Source organism: Paenibacillus sp. FSL H3-0333 (genome assembly GCF_038002805.1).
GTDB lineage: Bacteria > Bacillota > Bacilli > Paenibacillales > Paenibacillaceae > Paenibacillus_AQ > Paenibacillus_AQ silagei.
Genome location: NZ_JBBODG010000001.1, coordinates 95,468 through 111,275 on the forward strand (window position 1 = coordinate 95,468; position 15,808 = coordinate 111,275).

Sequence of the window (15,808 nt, forward strand, 5' to 3'; positions counted from 1 at the left end):
AGCGGCCGAAAGTTCTAAATTCACCGCAGTTACGGTCCTCATCATTGAATTTAGACATTCAAACTCTCCAGGCCCCATCTTTATTTCATCAGCTTGTTCACCGTGACCAGCAGCTCATCAATCACCTCATGCTCACCGGCTTCGATCCGTTCGATAATACAGCTCTTCATATGGCCTTCAAGCAGCAGCTTGCCGACACTGTTCAGGGCCGCCTGCACCGCCGCCAGCTGATTCAGCACATCATCGCAGTAGGTATCGCGTTCAATCATGCCTTTCACACCGCGGATCTGCCCTTCAATCCGGTTCAGCCGGGTCGTCAGCCCGTTCTTGAATTCCGGGGAATGATGACTCTTGCGGCCGCCGGATGCTGCAGAAGAATGGCAGGCTTCGGCGAAATCCTGTCCGGCAGGGTCCTTCTCATTTGTAGACACAGGAATCAGCCTCCTTATGTACCAATATAATATACCCCCCATGGGTATGTCAAGACCTTAGCGGACAAGCGCCCTCCGCCCCTCCTTCAGATATTTTGCCCTATTGCAGCTGGAATAAAGGACCGGCCGATAAGGAATACCAAGTACACGCATGCAAGTTCCCAAGCAGATCCCAACCCGTCTGTCCTCTTGAAAAAAACAATTGCCACCCTATTCAAATTTGAATATAATGAAATTCCATTGAATTTTAAACATAAAGGAGCTTAACATGCACACCAAAGAAAGTAATCTCAAGCTAGTCATTATCGGACTGCTGCTCGGCATTCTGATGTCGGCCATGGATAATACCATTGTTGCCGCAGCTATGGGCACGATTGTGTCCGATCTTGGAGGACTGGATAAAATCGTCTGGGTCACCTCTGCTTATATGGTCATGGTTATGGCCGGCACCCCGATCTTCGGCAAATTGTCCGATATGTACGGGCGCAAGCGGTTTTTCATCTTCGGGCTTATCGTGTTCCTGATTGGCTCCGCCCTGTGCGGAACGTCGGCGAGCATTACCCAGCTCAGTATTTACCGTGCGATTCAAGGGATTGGCGGCGGTGCACTGATGCCGATTGCCTTCACGATTGTCTTCGACATCTTCCCGCCTGAGAAAAGAGGCAAGCTCACCGGACTCTTCGGCGCTGTCTTCGGGATCTCCAGTGTGATTGGGCCTCTACTTGGTGCTTATATCACCGAATATATGAGCTGGCACTGGATTTTCTATATTAACCTGCCCATCGGGATTGTCTCGTTCTTCCTTATTATGACCTCCTACAAGGAATCCATATCGCATTCCAAGCAGCGGATTGACTGGGGCGGCGCTTTCACTCTGGTGGCAGGGATTATCTGCCTGATGTTCGCCCTGGAGCTTGGCGGCAACCAGTATGCCTGGGATTCTCTGGTCATTCTCGGCTTGTTCGCTGCGTTCGCCGTGCTTCTAATCGCCTTCATTGTCATTGAAAAAATCGCGGCAGAGCCAGTCATCTCCTTCGCCATGTTCCGCCAGCGCCTGTTCGCAACCAGCAGTATCCTGGGGCTGTTCTATGGTTCGGCATTCATCGTAGCCACGGTATATATCCCGATCTACGTCCAGGGGGTATACGGCGGCTCGGCCACCAACTCCGGCCTGATTCTGATGCCGATGATGATCGGTACCGTAATCGGCAGCCAGTCCGGCGGCCTGCTTACCACCAAAACGAGCTTCCGCAACATCATGCTGCTGTCAGCAGTCTGCTTCGTAGGCGGGATCTACTCCCTCAGCACCTTGACCCCGGAGACCTCCCGGATGGCGCTTAATGCCTTCATGGCCCTGACCGGCTTCGGAGTCGGCTTCTCCTTCTCCGTGCTCAGCCTGTCTTCGATCCAGCATTTCGACATGCGCCAGCGCGGATCGGCAACGTCCACCAGTACCTTCATGCGCTCGCTCGGGATGACGCTGGGGATAACGATCTTCGGCATCATCCAGCGTAACAGCTTCGCCTCAGAGCTTAGTACAGCCTTCGGAGACAGCGGTCAGGCCGCTTCCTTCGGCGACCCGCGTTCCGCGTTGACGCCTGAGGCCAGAGCACAGATTCCGCCGCCTGTCCTGGAGAAGATTACGAATTCACTGTCTTCGTCGATCTCGCATACCTTCTTGTGGGCTATCGTTCCGGCGGTGCTTACGGTGGTCTTCGTCCTGCTGATGCCGAAGGACCGTCTGCTGCCGCAGGGCAGCCAGCACGGTGCAAATCAAGGTCAGCGGTAAGCCCATGCCGATGAAGCTGCTGATTCTGGGAATTCTGCTGGAGCGGGATATGCATCCCTACGAGATCACCCTTGTCATGAAGGAACGCTCCATGGATCAAGTCATCAAGCTGCAGACCGGTTCCTTATATTATGCCGTTGACAAGCTGGCCGCAGGCGGCCATATCGAGGCGGTGGAGATCATTCACAGCCCCGACCGGCCGGATAAGACCATCTACCGCATTACGGATAAAGGCAAAGAATTGATGGAGCAGCTCATTCTCCAGCAGATTAAAAAAAGTGATCCGCCGTATCATCCGCTGTACATGGCCCTTGCCCTCGCCCGTCATATCGACCAGGGCAAGGTGGCTAAGCTGCTGGAAGAGCGCATCCGGGAGGCGGAGCATCAGGTGAATTTTGCCTATCAAGTATACGAGGAGCATATCTCCATTGTGCCCCGCTCGGTGCTGCATATGATGTACGGCAGATATGAGCATAGCCAGACCGAGCTGAAATGGCTGAAGCGCCTGTATGAGGATGTAGCCGTCCGCAAAATGAATGATATCGGCAGACCGATTATCGCAGACTACAAGAAGTAGATAGCCGATGTAATTGTTTAGCGAAGACCGTATGTGTTTATTAGCAAGTGGAAACGGCTTTACTGTCCTTTTAAAGGGCGGTACCGTTTCAGCGGGAAATAGAAGGATAAGTTATAGTGTGAAACATATAAATTCTTATATTTGGAGCAAACCGCTGGCGAGCGGCTTGGGCATCCGGCTGTACTACAGTTTCAATTCGTGCGGTGTGCCGGCCCCGCCTGGCGGATACTCTGGAAAGGGAAGTGAAGCCGCTATGAGCGATGACAAAAAGCCGATCAGAGACGAGCGTGACCACCCGGAGCAATACCCTACGGACAAGCCCAGCCTGTTCGATGTAGATGAGAGCCAGCAGCATGTGGACCCGATACCCGTAGAGGACCTGACACTTGAGAAGGAAGAAGAGAAGGATAAAGAGACCACGAAGCACCGTTCCTCCAGCGACAAGAGATACCACACCGGGTTCTGAAGGTGTATGCTTTTCCGGTAACCTAACCGGGGCATTCTCAAGCTGAATATGATGGAGGGATCACATTGCTGAATGCGCTACCCCTTAACCGGCGCGGCATACCCGCCAGCCGTATCGCCCTGGGCTGCATGGGGCTGGGCGGCGGCTGGGACCGTGAACCGGTCACCGCTGCGAATATGAAGCAGGGACATGAGGCGCTGGACGCGGCGCTGTCTATAGGTATTAATTTTTTTGATCATGCGGATATCTACACCCGGGGCAAGGCGGAGAAGGTGTTCGGGCAGATCTTCAAGGAGCGGCCGGGGCTGCGCGGGGACATCCTGCTCCAGTCGAAATGCGGCATCAAGCTGATGGAGCCAGGCGATATCTCCAATAGCTTCGACCTCTCCAGGGAGCACATTCTGTCCAGCGTCGATGGAACTCTCGCACGGCTGGGCACAGAGTATATTGATATTCTGCTGCTGCACCGCCCCGACCCGTTAATGGACCCTGAAGAAGTGGCGGAAGCGCTCCATCAGCTCAAGGCCTCCGGCAAGGTGCGCCACTTCGGCGTCTCCAACATGAGCGCCGCCCAGATCCAGCTGTTACAGACTTATTGCGACGAGCCGTTCATTGTCAACCAGCTGCATATGAGCCTGTCCCGGATCAGCTGGGTTGACGCCGTACTCAGCGTGAACCGCGACCCGTGGAAGGACATTACATTCCCGGAGGGCACCATGGAGTATTGCCGTGCCGGGAACATCCAGCTTCAGGCCTGGGGCCCCCTGGCCCAGGGACTCTTCAGCGGACGGCCGCTTGAAGGCCAGCCGGAGAATGTTGTGAATACAGCGGCCATGGTACAGAGACTTGCTAACGAGAAGGGCACAACGTCCGAGGCTATCGTGCTGGCTTGGCTGATGACCCATCCCGCAGCCATCCAGCCCGTCATCGGCACCGTGAATCCGCAGCGGATCGCCGCCTGTGCAGACGCAGACCAGGTAGAGCTCTCCCGCAAGGAATGGTATGAGCTGTACGTCACCTCGCGCGGGGAGAAGCTTCCTTAAGGGTGTAGTTTGCTGGAGATCCGGATTATTGGGCAGGTACACTGAAATTGAACAGGTGCATCGGAGAGGGTACTATCCTTTTATGGACAGTACCTTCTTTGCCGTGGATTACACTAAACCCCATCGTTTAGCCAACTGGTGCCTATCCCTCACCGTCGGATTGTGTTGCGGCCAACACCTTGTATCCTCTGCTTTCGGCAGATTCAGGTGCACTAGTGCTCCTCATTTCCGCGTATCGCCCACTTTCGCCCCATTCAGGTGCACTAGTTACTCTCCCTACCCTCCCAGCCACGCCCGCCGACCGTTCTTTATAAAGAACATTTGTGAAAAACAGCGATATCGGCAGATAAATAGAGATATCTAATACATTTCGTACTTTATTGCGAACATTACGCTGAAAATAACATTTTTCTTTTCTGAGCAGCGCGGTGTATGATTTGCTTACGATATCGTTCTTTATTAAGAACGAATATAACGAATTATTCATTAGCAACTCGAGAGGGGGCTTAGCTATGTACCCCAGATCTGCCAAGCGGCGCAAACGGAAAACCAGGAAGCTCGGCCTGCGGATTCTGCAATCGGGTATGGCCGTATCTGTGCTCCTGATGTACACCTCAGGCCAGATCGGCAGCACCTATGGAGAGTTCAACACCTCCCAGGAACAGATCAGCTCCATCGGGCTGTGTTCGGTTTTCCCGGGTCAGATTGAGCAGTTGTTGTCGGAATTCAGCGGGCATCTAAACACCGTCATAGAGCTGAAAGCTTCCCTTGGCAGCCATAGCATCAGCGGAGTGTATAACACCTCAGTCGCTGCCGGAGAGCTGTCGCTTGCAGAGCTGGATCAGGCTGCGGATGAACTCTCGTCCGAGCTCACTCAAGCTGGCAGCGAGATCGACCTGCTGGAGAAGCAGCTGAGCTTCAATAGGACGGTCTGGCAACACATTCTGCAGGAAATTGGCAATGCAGCGGCCATTCTGCACAAGCTTGGAGGATATATGGTGAACCTCGATCCTAACTGTCTGGAAATCCGTGATGCCCAGTTCTTCGACCAGATTCAAGAGAGCCTTCATCAAAGCGGGATTCTGTCGGAATCGCTGGCAGAGACGTTAAGCGGAATTGTGCAGTATCTTGGCTCGATTCATGATATCGGCGGATCCTTGCCCACCGGCAATCCGGACCGCGTCTTGCTCCGGCAGGATGACTACAGCTTCCCTGCTGAAGAGCCTATCCTCTCATTCGTAACCAGCGCCTACCAAGCAGATTCGCAGGTATCCCCCGCGCTGCTGGCCACGTATGAGCAGTTGAATACCGAATTAACGGCGTCCAAGGATACCCTGTTCTCCACCATCCATACCTTACAGGAGCGGCTCACAGAAATCGCTGAAGCCAAAACAACCCTTGAGGACAAAGCGAAGGCACAGCAAGAGGAAGAGGAACGCCTGGCGCTTGAAAAGGCCGATAAAGCCAGAGCGGAGGAAGCCCAGCGGCTCGCCATAGAGAAGCAGAAGGCTGCTGACGAAGCGCTGAAGCTGGAGCATGAACAAGCACAGAACCAGCCGGCCGCAACCAGTCTTCCTGACAAAAGCCAGCCGGCAGAGGAGCCTGCTCCCGCAGCGCCTGTAGAGGACAATCCAGTCCCCACAGCTTCAGCAGCAGCAGAAGCTATTCCCACTGCCACTCCGGCGTCTGAGCTTCTTTTACCGGAAGCAACTCCAGATCCATTACCCGGCAGCGTAATTCCAGGCACTGTAATGGACGGCGCGCAGCCTGCTCCTACAGTTACACCGGCTCCACAATCTGAACCCAGCAAAGGCGGCGAATAAGATGCGCATCCGAAAAATAGTCAATACGATAATTTCCACTCTGATTCTTATAGTGTTCCTGGTGCTAATCACAGCCGTTGTCATCTCCAAAGCCTCCGGCGGCGAGCCCTCCTTCTTCGGCTACCAGATCAAGACGGTATTATCCGGCTCCATGGAGCCCGGCATCCAGACCGGTTCCATTGTGGCCATTAAGCCGGGCGGGGACATGACCCGGTTCCAGAAGGGCGATGTGATCACTTTTCTGAATCCCGATAACATTCTGATTACCCACCGCGTGGTCGATGCCGAGCTGAACAGTGCTCTGGGGGAAGCCAGCTACACCACCAAGGGCGACAATAATGATTCAGCCGACACCGCAGCCGTCAGTTCCACGAATGTGGTCGGTGAGTACACCGGCGTGACCGTCCCCTATGTGGGCTATGCCATGAGCTTCGCAGTCTCCAAAGCCGGAAGCGTAGTGCTGATGATTATTCCCGGACTGCTCCTGCTTCTCTACGCGCTGTATTCTTCCTGGAAGGCCGTTGCGGCACTGGAAAAGAAGAACGCCCCGTCATCCGCAGCCAGCAGCGGCGGGCCGGATACTCTGACTGACCTCGTACAATGATCAATTGTTCTCTCCCGTTTACGAAACGCGGAGCCACAATACAGCTTGCCGGAAGCACCGGCTATGCACAAAGCAGACTCAAAAGAGAGGGATGAACAAATGAACGTCAAAAAAACATTAGGTCTCGGCGTTGTATCGGCAGCATTAGGCTTAACCCTGGTCGGCGGAGGCACCTTCGCTTACTTCAGCAGCACTTCTACTTCCTCAGCTTCTTTTAACAACGGAACCCTATCATTACAATCTGATCCCTCCGTCATTGTTAATCTCAGCAATCTCAAGCCGGGCGATACCGTCTTACGGGACTTCAAGCTCAAAAATGACGGGACGCTCAATATTCCCAAAGTGGTACTGCGCACCTCATCGGCCATTACAGACGCCCAGGGAGACAACGGCTCCCATAATTTCAAGGATGATATTATTGTGACCTTCCTCGTGAACAAGGATAAGAAGGAATCGCCGCTCCTGGTCATCTCGCTGGCCGATCTGGAGCAGGAGAGTCCCGATCTGGTGGCCCGGGGAATTCTCGGAGCGATCTTAGGCGGAGAGAAGTCCGGCATCAAAGCCGGTACCTCGGATAACCTGACCATCCAGTTCGCCTTCAAGGAGACCCTCCAGCCGCAGAACTATTATCAGGGCGACACGCTTGCACTGACTCTGAATTTCGAAGCCAACCAGGAAAAAGGCACGCTCAAATAATTCCACAAAAACAAACCATTCGAGGAGGAAATAAATGATGGGTATCAAAAAAACATTGGGTCTTGGCGTAGCATCGGCAGCACTGGGCTTGTCTTTAATCGGCGGGGGCACCTTCGCTTACTTCAGCTCCACAGCTACCAGCACGGCAACCTTCGCAGCGGGTACGCTGAAGCTCGGCTCTTCCTTCAATACTCCGGTAGCACTGACGAATCTGAAGCCGGGAGACTACACCGTCCGCACCTTCACCTTGTCCAATGACGGCACACTGGATATCAAATTCCTCAAGCTTGCCACCACTTACACCGTGACCGATGCCAAGGGCGATAACGCGGGCCAGGATCTCGGAGACCACTTCAAGGTCAAGCTCCTGGATAATACGTACACCGGCGGTTCACTAAGCGGTCATGTGCTGTCCGAGATCTCCCTGAAGGATCTGAAAAACACCCCCAGCTACGATCTCGTAGCAGCAGGTGTACTGCCAGGAGGGATTGCCGCCGCCGGGTCCAAGACCTTCAAGATCGCCTTCGAATTCGTAGACAACACGCTCGATCAGAACATTTTCCAGGGTGACGGCTTAGCGCTGAACTGGACCTTCGATGCTCTTCAAGGAGTGGGAGAAGCCAAGTAGATCAGGGGCCGGCCTATACAAGTGAACATGGCTTTGCCGTCCTTTTATTAGGAAGGCAGCGTTTTAGCAATCCATCAAGACGGCATATCCTCCCTCATCCGGGCCGGGTATGCCGTTTCTTTTTCCCCGTTGCCGGGTTCAAGATTTTTGTCCGTTTTGCGGATTTTTGTTATACTGACAAGAGAAAACGGCTTTGCCGGCCTTTGAACGGGCGGTACCGTTTCAACGAGAAGGATAAGGAGAATGTATATCGCGAAGCATATAACTTCTTATTTTTCACCAAAAAAAGTACGGAGGGCGTTGTAATCGTGTCAGATACTATGGGAAGCCGCATCCACAAACTCCGGCTGGAGAAGGGCTATTCGTTATCCGAGCTTGCCGATAAGGCTGATGTGGCGAAATCATACCTCAGTAATGTGGAACGGAACATTCAATCCAACCCCTCCATTCAATTCATCGAAAAAATCGCTGACGCGCTTCAGGTATCCATTCATGCACTGTTGTATGGCGGACTGGCAGAGACGGAAGAACAGGCTCTGGACGGGGAATGGTTCCGGCTGGTTCAGGAGGCCATGGCCTCCGGTATAAGCAAACGCGAATTCAAGGAATTCCTCGATTACCAGAAATGGCGCATGGAACAAAAGGACAACTAGACGAGCATTATATGCCACAGGGAAGACTCCGCACGGCAGGGAGGCCGCCTTCGGCGAAGGCAGCCTTTCAAGCGGCATACAGAAAAGGCACAGCGTACCGGTACGCTGTGCCTTTTCTGTATGTATCCGAACAATGATGACCGCCCTTACATCGCCTGGAGCGCCTTCTCACTTAGAAACCGGCGGATATCCTCCGCCGCGATCCCCGCCTGCTTGGCAGACATCAGCAAGTGCACCCATTCTAAATCCAGATCTACTGCCTGCAGCTCGTCATTCCCCTGGTTGGACATATCCAAGAAATCTCCTCCTAGAATTTTCGCGTCCCCAGGCAGTCCGGCCATCATAGTAGTATTGCTACTTTGTAGTATTTCTACTTTAGATCCGAGACTTTGTGCCCCTGTCTTTCGGCAGGTTTACCTTTTACTGGACCCTTTCCATCATGAAAGGATCTGGCAAGAATCGATGAAACCGTTCTCCGCAATAACATTATACAAGATCATATGCAATTAGTGTGTCGTTTTCTGGAATTTTTTTATGAAAAAATGTGAGGAAACTTAGCTGAAATTGCCAGCGGCTTGTATAAATATTTCCAGTTCCAAGTTCAAACACTAGCTAATAGTTTAATTATACTAAAGGGAACCCCATCCGCCCCGACTTACCGCTTCACGCAACATCGTATAGAGACAATTACCCATTTGTATGTATAACGGGCTGTTATATGTGTTTTTTCTATTTATGATAGTTCCGTATGAATACTGTAATGAATCATGCCAAATTGCGAACGGATTGACCGAAAGTATGAATTGATTACCCCGCCGGAAAGTAGCACAATAAGGTGAGAATGAAACCGCAAACATTTGCAGCTCCGCCAAGTGGCACACTGGATGCCTCGCGTGGAGTTTATCCGTTAGGAGGACCTATTCATGGCAGTCAAAGAGCCCTATAACGACACAGTATGGAGCAAATACTACGGCCCCAACCTGGGCTACATCCAAGAAAGATATGAGCAATTTGTCAAGGACCCCTCTTCTGTTGAACAGCATTACCGCGATCTCTTCACCGTATCCGGCCCCCCTCCACTGGCACCCGATGCCGAGAGGGCACCAAGGCCTGCCGTATCAGCAGATGCCGAGTGGCTCAAGAAGGCTGTCAAGGCCTCGAAGCTGATCGCCAATATTCGAATATATGGCCATATGGCCGCAGACATTGACCCGCTGGAGCGCAGCACGAACCCGATGGCCAAATGGCTGGAGCTGGAGACCTACGAGCTTACCCGCGAGGATCTTAATGCCCTGCCCGCTTCGCTGATTTGGGATAATGCCCCTGCGGATGTGCATACCGCGATGGATGCCGTCCACAGAATGCGCCAGGCCTATACACAGACCATTGCTTATGAATTCGGGCATGTGCATGATGAACGCGAGCTGCGCTGGCTCAACAGCCAGGCGGAATCGATGACCTCCCCGGCTCCGCTGAATAATACAGAACGCAAAGAGCTGCTGAAGCGGCTGGTTCAGGTGGAGCATTTCGAGACCTTCCTGCACAAGACCTTCGTCGGCCAAAAGCGCTTCAGCCTGGAGGGCAATGATGCCCTTGTGCCGATGCTGGATGAGATTGTGCGGGCTGCCGCGCATGACGGCGCAGAGCATATCCTGATGGGTATGGCCCACCGCGGAAGACTTAATGTGCTGGCCCATATTCTGGGCAAGCCTTATGATATTATTTTCTCAGAGTTCCATCATTCGCCGAACAAAGAGCTGTTCCCTTCAGAAGGCTCCATGGGCGTGACCTACGGCTGGAGCGGTGATGTGAAGTACCATCTCGGGGCTGACCGTGCCGTCCGCGAAGGCGAGACCGTACGTACCCGGATCACGCTGGCCAATAACCCGAGCCATCTTGAATTCGTCAATCCTGTAGTCGAGGGCTTCACACGCGCCGCACAGGAAGAACGCAACGCTCCGGGACTGCCTAAGCTGAACACAAGCAAGGCTATGGCTGTGCTGATGCACGGCGATGCAGCCTTCCCTGGCGAAGGTATTGTCGCTGAGACGCTTAATATCGGCAAATTGCAGGGTTATCAGAATGGCGGTACCGTGCATATTATCGTCAATAACCGGATCGGCTTCACCACAGAGAGCGAGGATTCCCGCTCCACCCATTATGCCAGCGACCTGGCCAAAGGGTATGAGATTCCGGTCGTGCATGTCAATGCCGATGACCCGGAAGCCTGTATTGCCGCAGTCCGTCTGGCCAGCGCTTACCGCCATATGTTCAAGAAGGACTTCCTGATTGATCTGATCGGCTACCGGCGCCACGGACATAATGAAATGGATGATCCCGAGACGACCCAGCCGATTGTGTACGGCAAGGTGCGGAACCACCCTACTGTGTACCGCGCTTATGCAGAACGCCTGGAGCGCGAGAAGGTAATCACAGCCGATGATCTGAAGAACATGATTGCCGAGGCGGAGAGCGTCCTCCAGCAGGCCTTCGATCAGATGAAGGAAGGCAAGCAGAAGAATGCGGAGTCCAAAACCGCCGTCGCGCTGGATAACAGCAGTCCCCAGCAGCGTCCGACAGCCTTCCCTCTGGCCGGTCTGCAGGAGATTAACCGCGAGCTGCTGCGCGTACCGGCAGGCTTCAAGGTCTATCCGAAGCTGGAACGGATTCTTCAGCGCCGCAAGGATGCGCTGAATGACGGAGAGCGGGTAGACTGGGCGCTGGCAGAGACACTGGCCTTCGCTACCATCCTGAAGGATGGCACGCCGATCCGCCTCAGCGGACAGGATTCACAGCGCGGCACCTTCGCCCACCGCCATCTGGTGCTGCATGACAGCGAGAACGGCGAACTCTATTCTCCGCTGCATCAGCTGAGTGATTCCGGCGCTTCCTTCGGCGTCTACAACAGTCCGCTGTCCGAGGCCTCTGTCCTCGGCTTCGAATATGGTTATAACGTGTTCGCACCGGAGACCTTCGTCATCTGGGAGGCTCAATATGGCGACTTCGCCAATGCCGCTCAGGTTATTATCGACCAGTTCATTTCCGCCGGCCGTGCCAAGTGGACGCAGCGCAGCAATTTGACGATCCTGCTGCCTCACGGCTATGAAGGCCAAGGACCAGAGCACTCCAGCGGCCGAATGGAACGGTTCCTTCAGCTCTCCGCCGAGGAGAACTGGACTGTTGCCAACCTGACCAGCGCTGCGCAGTATTTCCATCTGCTCCGCCGTCAGGCCGCGCTCTGCGGACAACCGGATGCCCGGCCGCTGGTGATCATGGCGCCGAAGAGCCTGATCCGTAACACGCGCAGCACCTCAGCCGGAGCGGACCTCGCTTCGGGCACCTTCCAGCCGGTTCTTCCCGAGCCGCTGCTCGGCAGTAAGCCGGAAGCCGTGAAGCGCCTCGTGGTATGCAGCGGCAAGGTGGCCATCGACCTGCAGACGGAGCTGGAGGCAACGCGCGGACAGGACTTCTCCTGGCTGCACATTTTGCGCATGGAACAGCTCTATCCGTTCCCGGAACGCGAGCTTGGCGCTCACCTTAGCAGCTTCAGCTCTCTGGAGGAGATCGTCTGGGTGCAGGAAGAACCGAAGAATATGGGCGGGTGGACGTATGCCGAATCCCGGCTGCGCGCCATCGCACCGCAGAAGGTCACTGTCCAGTATATCGGCCGTCCGGACCGTTCCAGTCCGGCCAGCGGCTACGCAGATGTCCACAGCTTCGAGCAGCGGCGCATTGTCCGGGAAGCCCTGAAATTGAATGCTGCAGTGCAAGCACCTGTACCGTCTTCCTGAGCACAGCAAGGCGGTCATCCGATATCACGCACACCACTATATTTGGGGAGGTACGGCCTGTGTCCGAGATAAAAGTACCCGATTTGGGCGAATCGATTTCCGAAGGAACGATCTACAAATGGCTGGTTAAAGAAGGCGACACTGTCGGCCAGGGAGATGTGCTTGCCGAGCTTGAGACCGACAAGGTCAATCTCGAGATCAGTGCGGAGGAGGACGGCGTCATCTCCTCCATCCTGCGCCAGGCGGGCGAGAACGTTGCCGTTGGCGAAGCCATCGGCATCATCGGCAGCGCCGCCGGGGCAGGTGCTGCCAGCGGGGGCAAGCCTGCAGCAGATAATGCACTGCAGAGCGGCAGCGCGCCTGCTGCTGCCGCAAGTGCCGCAGCGGCTGAATCGGCCGCTGCGGTAACGGCTCCAGCCGCCGCCGAAGGTGCGGCGGCAGGCACTGCGGCCCTGGCTTCGCCGGGGGCGCGCAAGCTGGCGCGGGAGCGGGGCATCGACCTCGGCGAGGTCAGTGCCCGCGACCCAATCGGCCGGATCGGTCAGGCCGATGTGGATGGTCATGGCGCAGCGGGGCCGCAGGCCGCTGCGCCAGCAGCTCCGGCGGCCGTGCGGCCGGAGCCGGCAAAGCCCGCTCCGCAGGCAGCGGGCAAGGCGCCGCACGCCGAGGACGGCAAAGCCACCGAGCGCAAGCGCATGTCGCGGCGGCGGCTGACGATTGCCAGCCGCCTGGTCGAAGCGCAGCAGACGGCCGCGATGCTGACCACCTTCAACGAGGTGGACATGACCGCCATTCTCGACATCCGCAAGCGCCGCAAGGATGCCTTCAAGGAGAAGCACGAGGTCGGACTCGGCTTCATGTCCTTCTTCACCAAGGCCGTCATCGGCGCGCTCAAGGCTTACCCGATGCTGAACGCCGAGATCGACGGAGAAGATCTCCTGCTGAAAAAATATTACGACATCGGCATTGCCGTAGCTGCCAAGGAAGGCCTGGTCGTACCAGTCGTCCGCGATGCCGACCGGCTTAGCTTCCCAGAGATCGAGCGGCGTATCGGCGAGCTGGCCTCCAAGGCGCGCGCCAATACGCTCAGCCTGCCCGAGCTTCAGGGCGGTACCTTCACGATCACGAACGGCGGAGTGTTCGGCTCCCTGCTGTCCACACCGATCCTCAACACCCCGCAGGTCGGCATTCTCGGCATGCACAAGATCCAGCTGCGCCCCATCGCGCTGGATGAGGAGCGCACGGCCAACCGTCCGATGATGTACATCGCCTTGTCCTACGATCACCGGATCGTGGACGGATCAGAAGCGGTCAGCTTCCTGGTCAGAGTCAAGGAATTGCTGGAGGACCCGGAATCCCTGCTGCTCGAAGGCTAAGCCTGCGGCTTGATCACTTTTCAAATCGAATCTTTCCTTAAGATTTAAAAGGCATCCGATGAAGCGTGTAGGCTACGCTCTTCGGATGCCTTTTCGTATAACTGACTTCTCCTTCGTGCCATGAAATTCATCTAGAAAATACAACATCCGCCTCATTTAAATGACCAAAATCCAAAAATGTTGTATGACTACACAGATTGGTTCCCGAATGAATACCCTCTCTATAATCCGCCCCGGATCAATTCACCTGCCAGGTCGAGAACCTTCTGCTTCGGCAACTCCCTATCTCCGTAAGTGGAGACCGTGTAGTAAGCATCCTGCTGCTCATTGTACCAGTTCAGGTAATGGTAGCTGAAGCCCGGTTTCAGGTCCGGTCTGCTTACCAGATTGTAGACAATCTCCCTTCCTTCTACCTTAAGCTTTTCCGGCGTGTTGTTCGTCTCCTGATACACCTGTATATTGCTCCCTCCCAAGAAGGAAACTGCTATATTAATAACCGCTCCTTGCTTGGTGTATATGCTGTCAAAGAACGACACCTTGTTCCACGGGATGGCCTTCATGAACAGATTACGGCTGGTGTCCTGTCTCGCCTCGGCGATCAGCTCATCAAGGGTTTGACGGTACAGCGGATGGTTGTCATATTCCTTCTCTGAGGGGGAACCCGGAGTGATTCTGCCGGACTCAAACACATAGCCTCCAGCTTCCTTGGGCAGCACCGGTATCTTCCATTTCTTCATCTCTTCAAGAAACGCAGAATAATCGGTCAGACGCAGCTCCTTCATTGTATACTGCAGTGCAGATTTCGCGCCTTCCGGGAGCTTCTCCCCTCTGACGAAATAAGCAATCAGTTCCCCGGGTTTAGCAAAGTCCATCAGCTTCGATGCATATTGGTAATACGGCGCCGGCTCTACAGGACGCGGATCTTTGGGTACATGCTGCACCTTCACCTCACCCGCCTTATTCCGGATCTGAATATACTCCGAGGCGGCGTAAGCTGTCACTGTAACCAGCAGCAGCATGACCAGCATCCCTGAGAATGCCGCCGTTTTACTAACAAACCTGATCCCGCGCGGACTACGCTGCGGTCCCAATTCCCGAACCCGGGCCATCACCCTGTCCGTCATCTCAACCTTACGCAACGTTTCCACGCCGATGGCTGCGGCTTTTATATCTTGGTACTCATTACCGATTCTTGTCCGTTCCATGATATCCCCTCCTCCGCTTGCATCGTTTCCCTCACCTTACGTTTGATCCGCTCCATCCGTTTGTGCAGCGCATTGGGATTGATATTCAGAATGGCGCTGATCTCGGGGAAGCTCTGTTCTTCGAACACCCGCAGAACAAGCAGATTCCGCTCCTCCAGCGACAGCCGGCCAATAGCCTTCTCAAGCGCCGGGCTATATAAACGCTGATCCAGCTCCTGCTCAGGGCCGGCCACTGTAGCGGCAGGGCGGAACAACTGCAGGAACTGCCCTTGACGCCTTCGTTGACGCAACAGATTCAAACAATGATTGCCCGCAATCCGGTACAGCCAGGCCGAGAAGCTGACTGCGGGCTTGTACCCCCTAATGGATTGATAGGCTTTGACCAGTACATCCTGCACCGCATCCTCGGCATCCTGTGTGTTGCCCAGCATCCGGCAGCAGTACCGGTATATCGGCTGTTGATAAGCATCTACAATCCAGGAGAAGCATTCCTGCTCTCCCTGCTGCACCCTGATAATAACTGCTTCTACCTGCTGACCCTCCGGTATATGTCCCTGTAACGTTGCCCTCACCTCCTTACTTGTAATACCTCTATAACACCTGACTCCTGCAAAAAGTGCCTCTCCGGCACAATAATCTATAAATAATCCTCCATGTCACAGGATTCCCCGCTCTAATTCGTCCAAGCATCCACCCTATTATAACTCTTCGGGTAAGACAACCCTG

The 15,808-nt window shown here is 54.7% G+C and carries 15 protein-coding genes and 1 riboswitch; of the genes, 11 read left to right on the forward strand and 4 right to left on the reverse strand.

Translation table 11 applies throughout. The annotated features are described in order from the left end of the window. Positions 1-80: 80 nt before the first annotated feature. Complete coding sequence (locus MHH78_RS00405; RefSeq protein ID WP_076086814.1) at positions 81-431, reverse strand: metal-sensitive transcriptional regulator; 351 nt, start codon at positions 429-431, stop codon at positions 81-83. 268 nt (positions 432-699) lie between these two features. Between MHH78_RS00405 and MHH78_RS00410 the strand changes: the two genes are divergently transcribed. The 9 genes from MHH78_RS00410 (at position 700) to MHH78_RS00450 (ending at position 8,710) form a co-directional block, all read left to right on the forward strand. Further along, the gene (locus MHH78_RS00410; protein ID WP_076086811.1) at positions 700-2,220 is read left to right on the forward strand and encodes an MDR family MFS transporter; all 1,521 of its coding nucleotides are present in this window, start codon (positions 700-702) and stop codon (positions 2,218-2,220) included. Beyond that, positions 2,198-2,797: a PadR family transcriptional regulator gene (locus MHH78_RS00415; RefSeq protein ID WP_341166286.1), complete on the forward strand. Its 600-nt coding sequence runs from the start codon at positions 2,198-2,200 to the stop codon at positions 2,795-2,797. Before MHH78_RS00410 ends, MHH78_RS00415 begins: the two co-directional genes overlap by 23 nt. A 253-nt stretch (positions 2,798-3,050) precedes the next feature. After that, positions 3,051-3,263, forward strand: coding sequence for a hypothetical protein (locus MHH78_RS00420; protein ID WP_036699028.1), 213 nt, complete (start codon positions 3,051-3,053; stop codon positions 3,261-3,263). A gap of 65 nt (positions 3,264-3,328) precedes the next feature. Next, positions 3,329-4,306: an aldo/keto reductase gene (locus MHH78_RS00425; RefSeq protein WP_341166287.1), complete on the forward strand. Its 978-nt coding sequence runs from the start codon at positions 3,329-3,331 to the stop codon at positions 4,304-4,306. A gap of 512 nt (positions 4,307-4,818) precedes the next feature. Beyond that, positions 4,819-6,129 carry a hypothetical protein gene (locus MHH78_RS00430; protein ID WP_341166288.1) on the forward strand — a complete coding sequence of 437 codons (1,311 nt, stop codon included), beginning with the start codon at positions 4,819-4,821 and terminating at the stop codon, positions 6,127-6,129. Position 6,130: 1 nt separating this feature from the next. After that, positions 6,131-6,733 carry a signal peptidase I SipW gene (sipW, locus tag MHH78_RS00435; RefSeq protein WP_340956553.1) on the forward strand — a complete coding sequence of 201 codons (603 nt, stop codon included), beginning with the start codon at positions 6,131-6,133 and terminating at the stop codon, positions 6,731-6,733. Positions 6,734-6,832: 99 nt separating this feature from the next. Beyond that, complete coding sequence (locus tag MHH78_RS00440) at positions 6,833-7,429, forward strand: TasA family protein (protein ID WP_036732870.1); 597 nt, start codon at positions 6,833-6,835, stop codon at positions 7,427-7,429. Positions 7,430-7,466: 37 nt separating this feature from the next. After that, a complete protein-coding gene (locus MHH78_RS00445; RefSeq protein WP_036732873.1) occupies positions 7,467-8,057 on the forward strand; it encodes a TasA family protein in 591 nt (196 codons plus the stop codon). A 320-nt stretch (positions 8,058-8,377) separates the two neighbouring features. Continuing rightward, positions 8,378-8,710: a helix-turn-helix domain-containing protein gene (locus MHH78_RS00450; RefSeq protein WP_036732876.1), complete on the forward strand. Its 333-nt coding sequence runs from the start codon at positions 8,378-8,380 to the stop codon at positions 8,708-8,710. Between the two features lie 146 nt (positions 8,711-8,856). On the opposite strand, the gene MHH78_RS00455 is transcribed toward MHH78_RS00450, so the two are convergent. After that, entirely contained in the window at positions 8,857-9,000 is a 144-nt protein-coding gene (locus tag MHH78_RS00455) for an anti-repressor SinI family protein (protein ID WP_143803895.1), read from the reverse strand. Between the two features lie 34 nt (positions 9,001-9,034). Further along, a riboswitch (cyclic di-GMP riboswitch) is annotated at positions 9,035-9,138 on the reverse strand. Positions 9,139-9,633: 495 nt separating this feature from the next. Between MHH78_RS00455 and MHH78_RS00460 the strand changes: the two genes are divergently transcribed. Continuing rightward, positions 9,634-12,501, forward strand: coding sequence for a 2-oxoglutarate dehydrogenase E1 component (locus MHH78_RS00460; protein WP_076085533.1), 2,868 nt, complete (start codon positions 9,634-9,636; stop codon positions 12,499-12,501). A 59-nt stretch (positions 12,502-12,560) separates the two neighbouring features. Further along, a complete protein-coding gene (gene odhB, locus MHH78_RS00465) occupies positions 12,561-13,877 on the forward strand; it encodes a 2-oxoglutarate dehydrogenase complex dihydrolipoyllysine-residue succinyltransferase (protein WP_341166289.1) in 1,317 nt (438 codons plus the stop codon). A 221-nt stretch (positions 13,878-14,098) separates the two neighbouring features. Here the strand turns inward: odhB and MHH78_RS00470 are convergent, their stop codons facing one another. Continuing rightward, complete coding sequence (locus tag MHH78_RS00470) at positions 14,099-15,082, reverse strand: hypothetical protein (RefSeq protein ID WP_341166290.1); 984 nt, start codon at positions 15,080-15,082, stop codon at positions 14,099-14,101. Then, a complete protein-coding gene (locus MHH78_RS00475) occupies positions 15,043-15,654 on the reverse strand; it encodes an RNA polymerase sigma factor (protein WP_341166291.1) in 612 nt (203 codons plus the stop codon). Before MHH78_RS00475 ends, MHH78_RS00470 begins: the two co-directional genes overlap by 40 nt. Between the last annotated feature and the right edge of the window lie 154 nt (positions 15,655-15,808).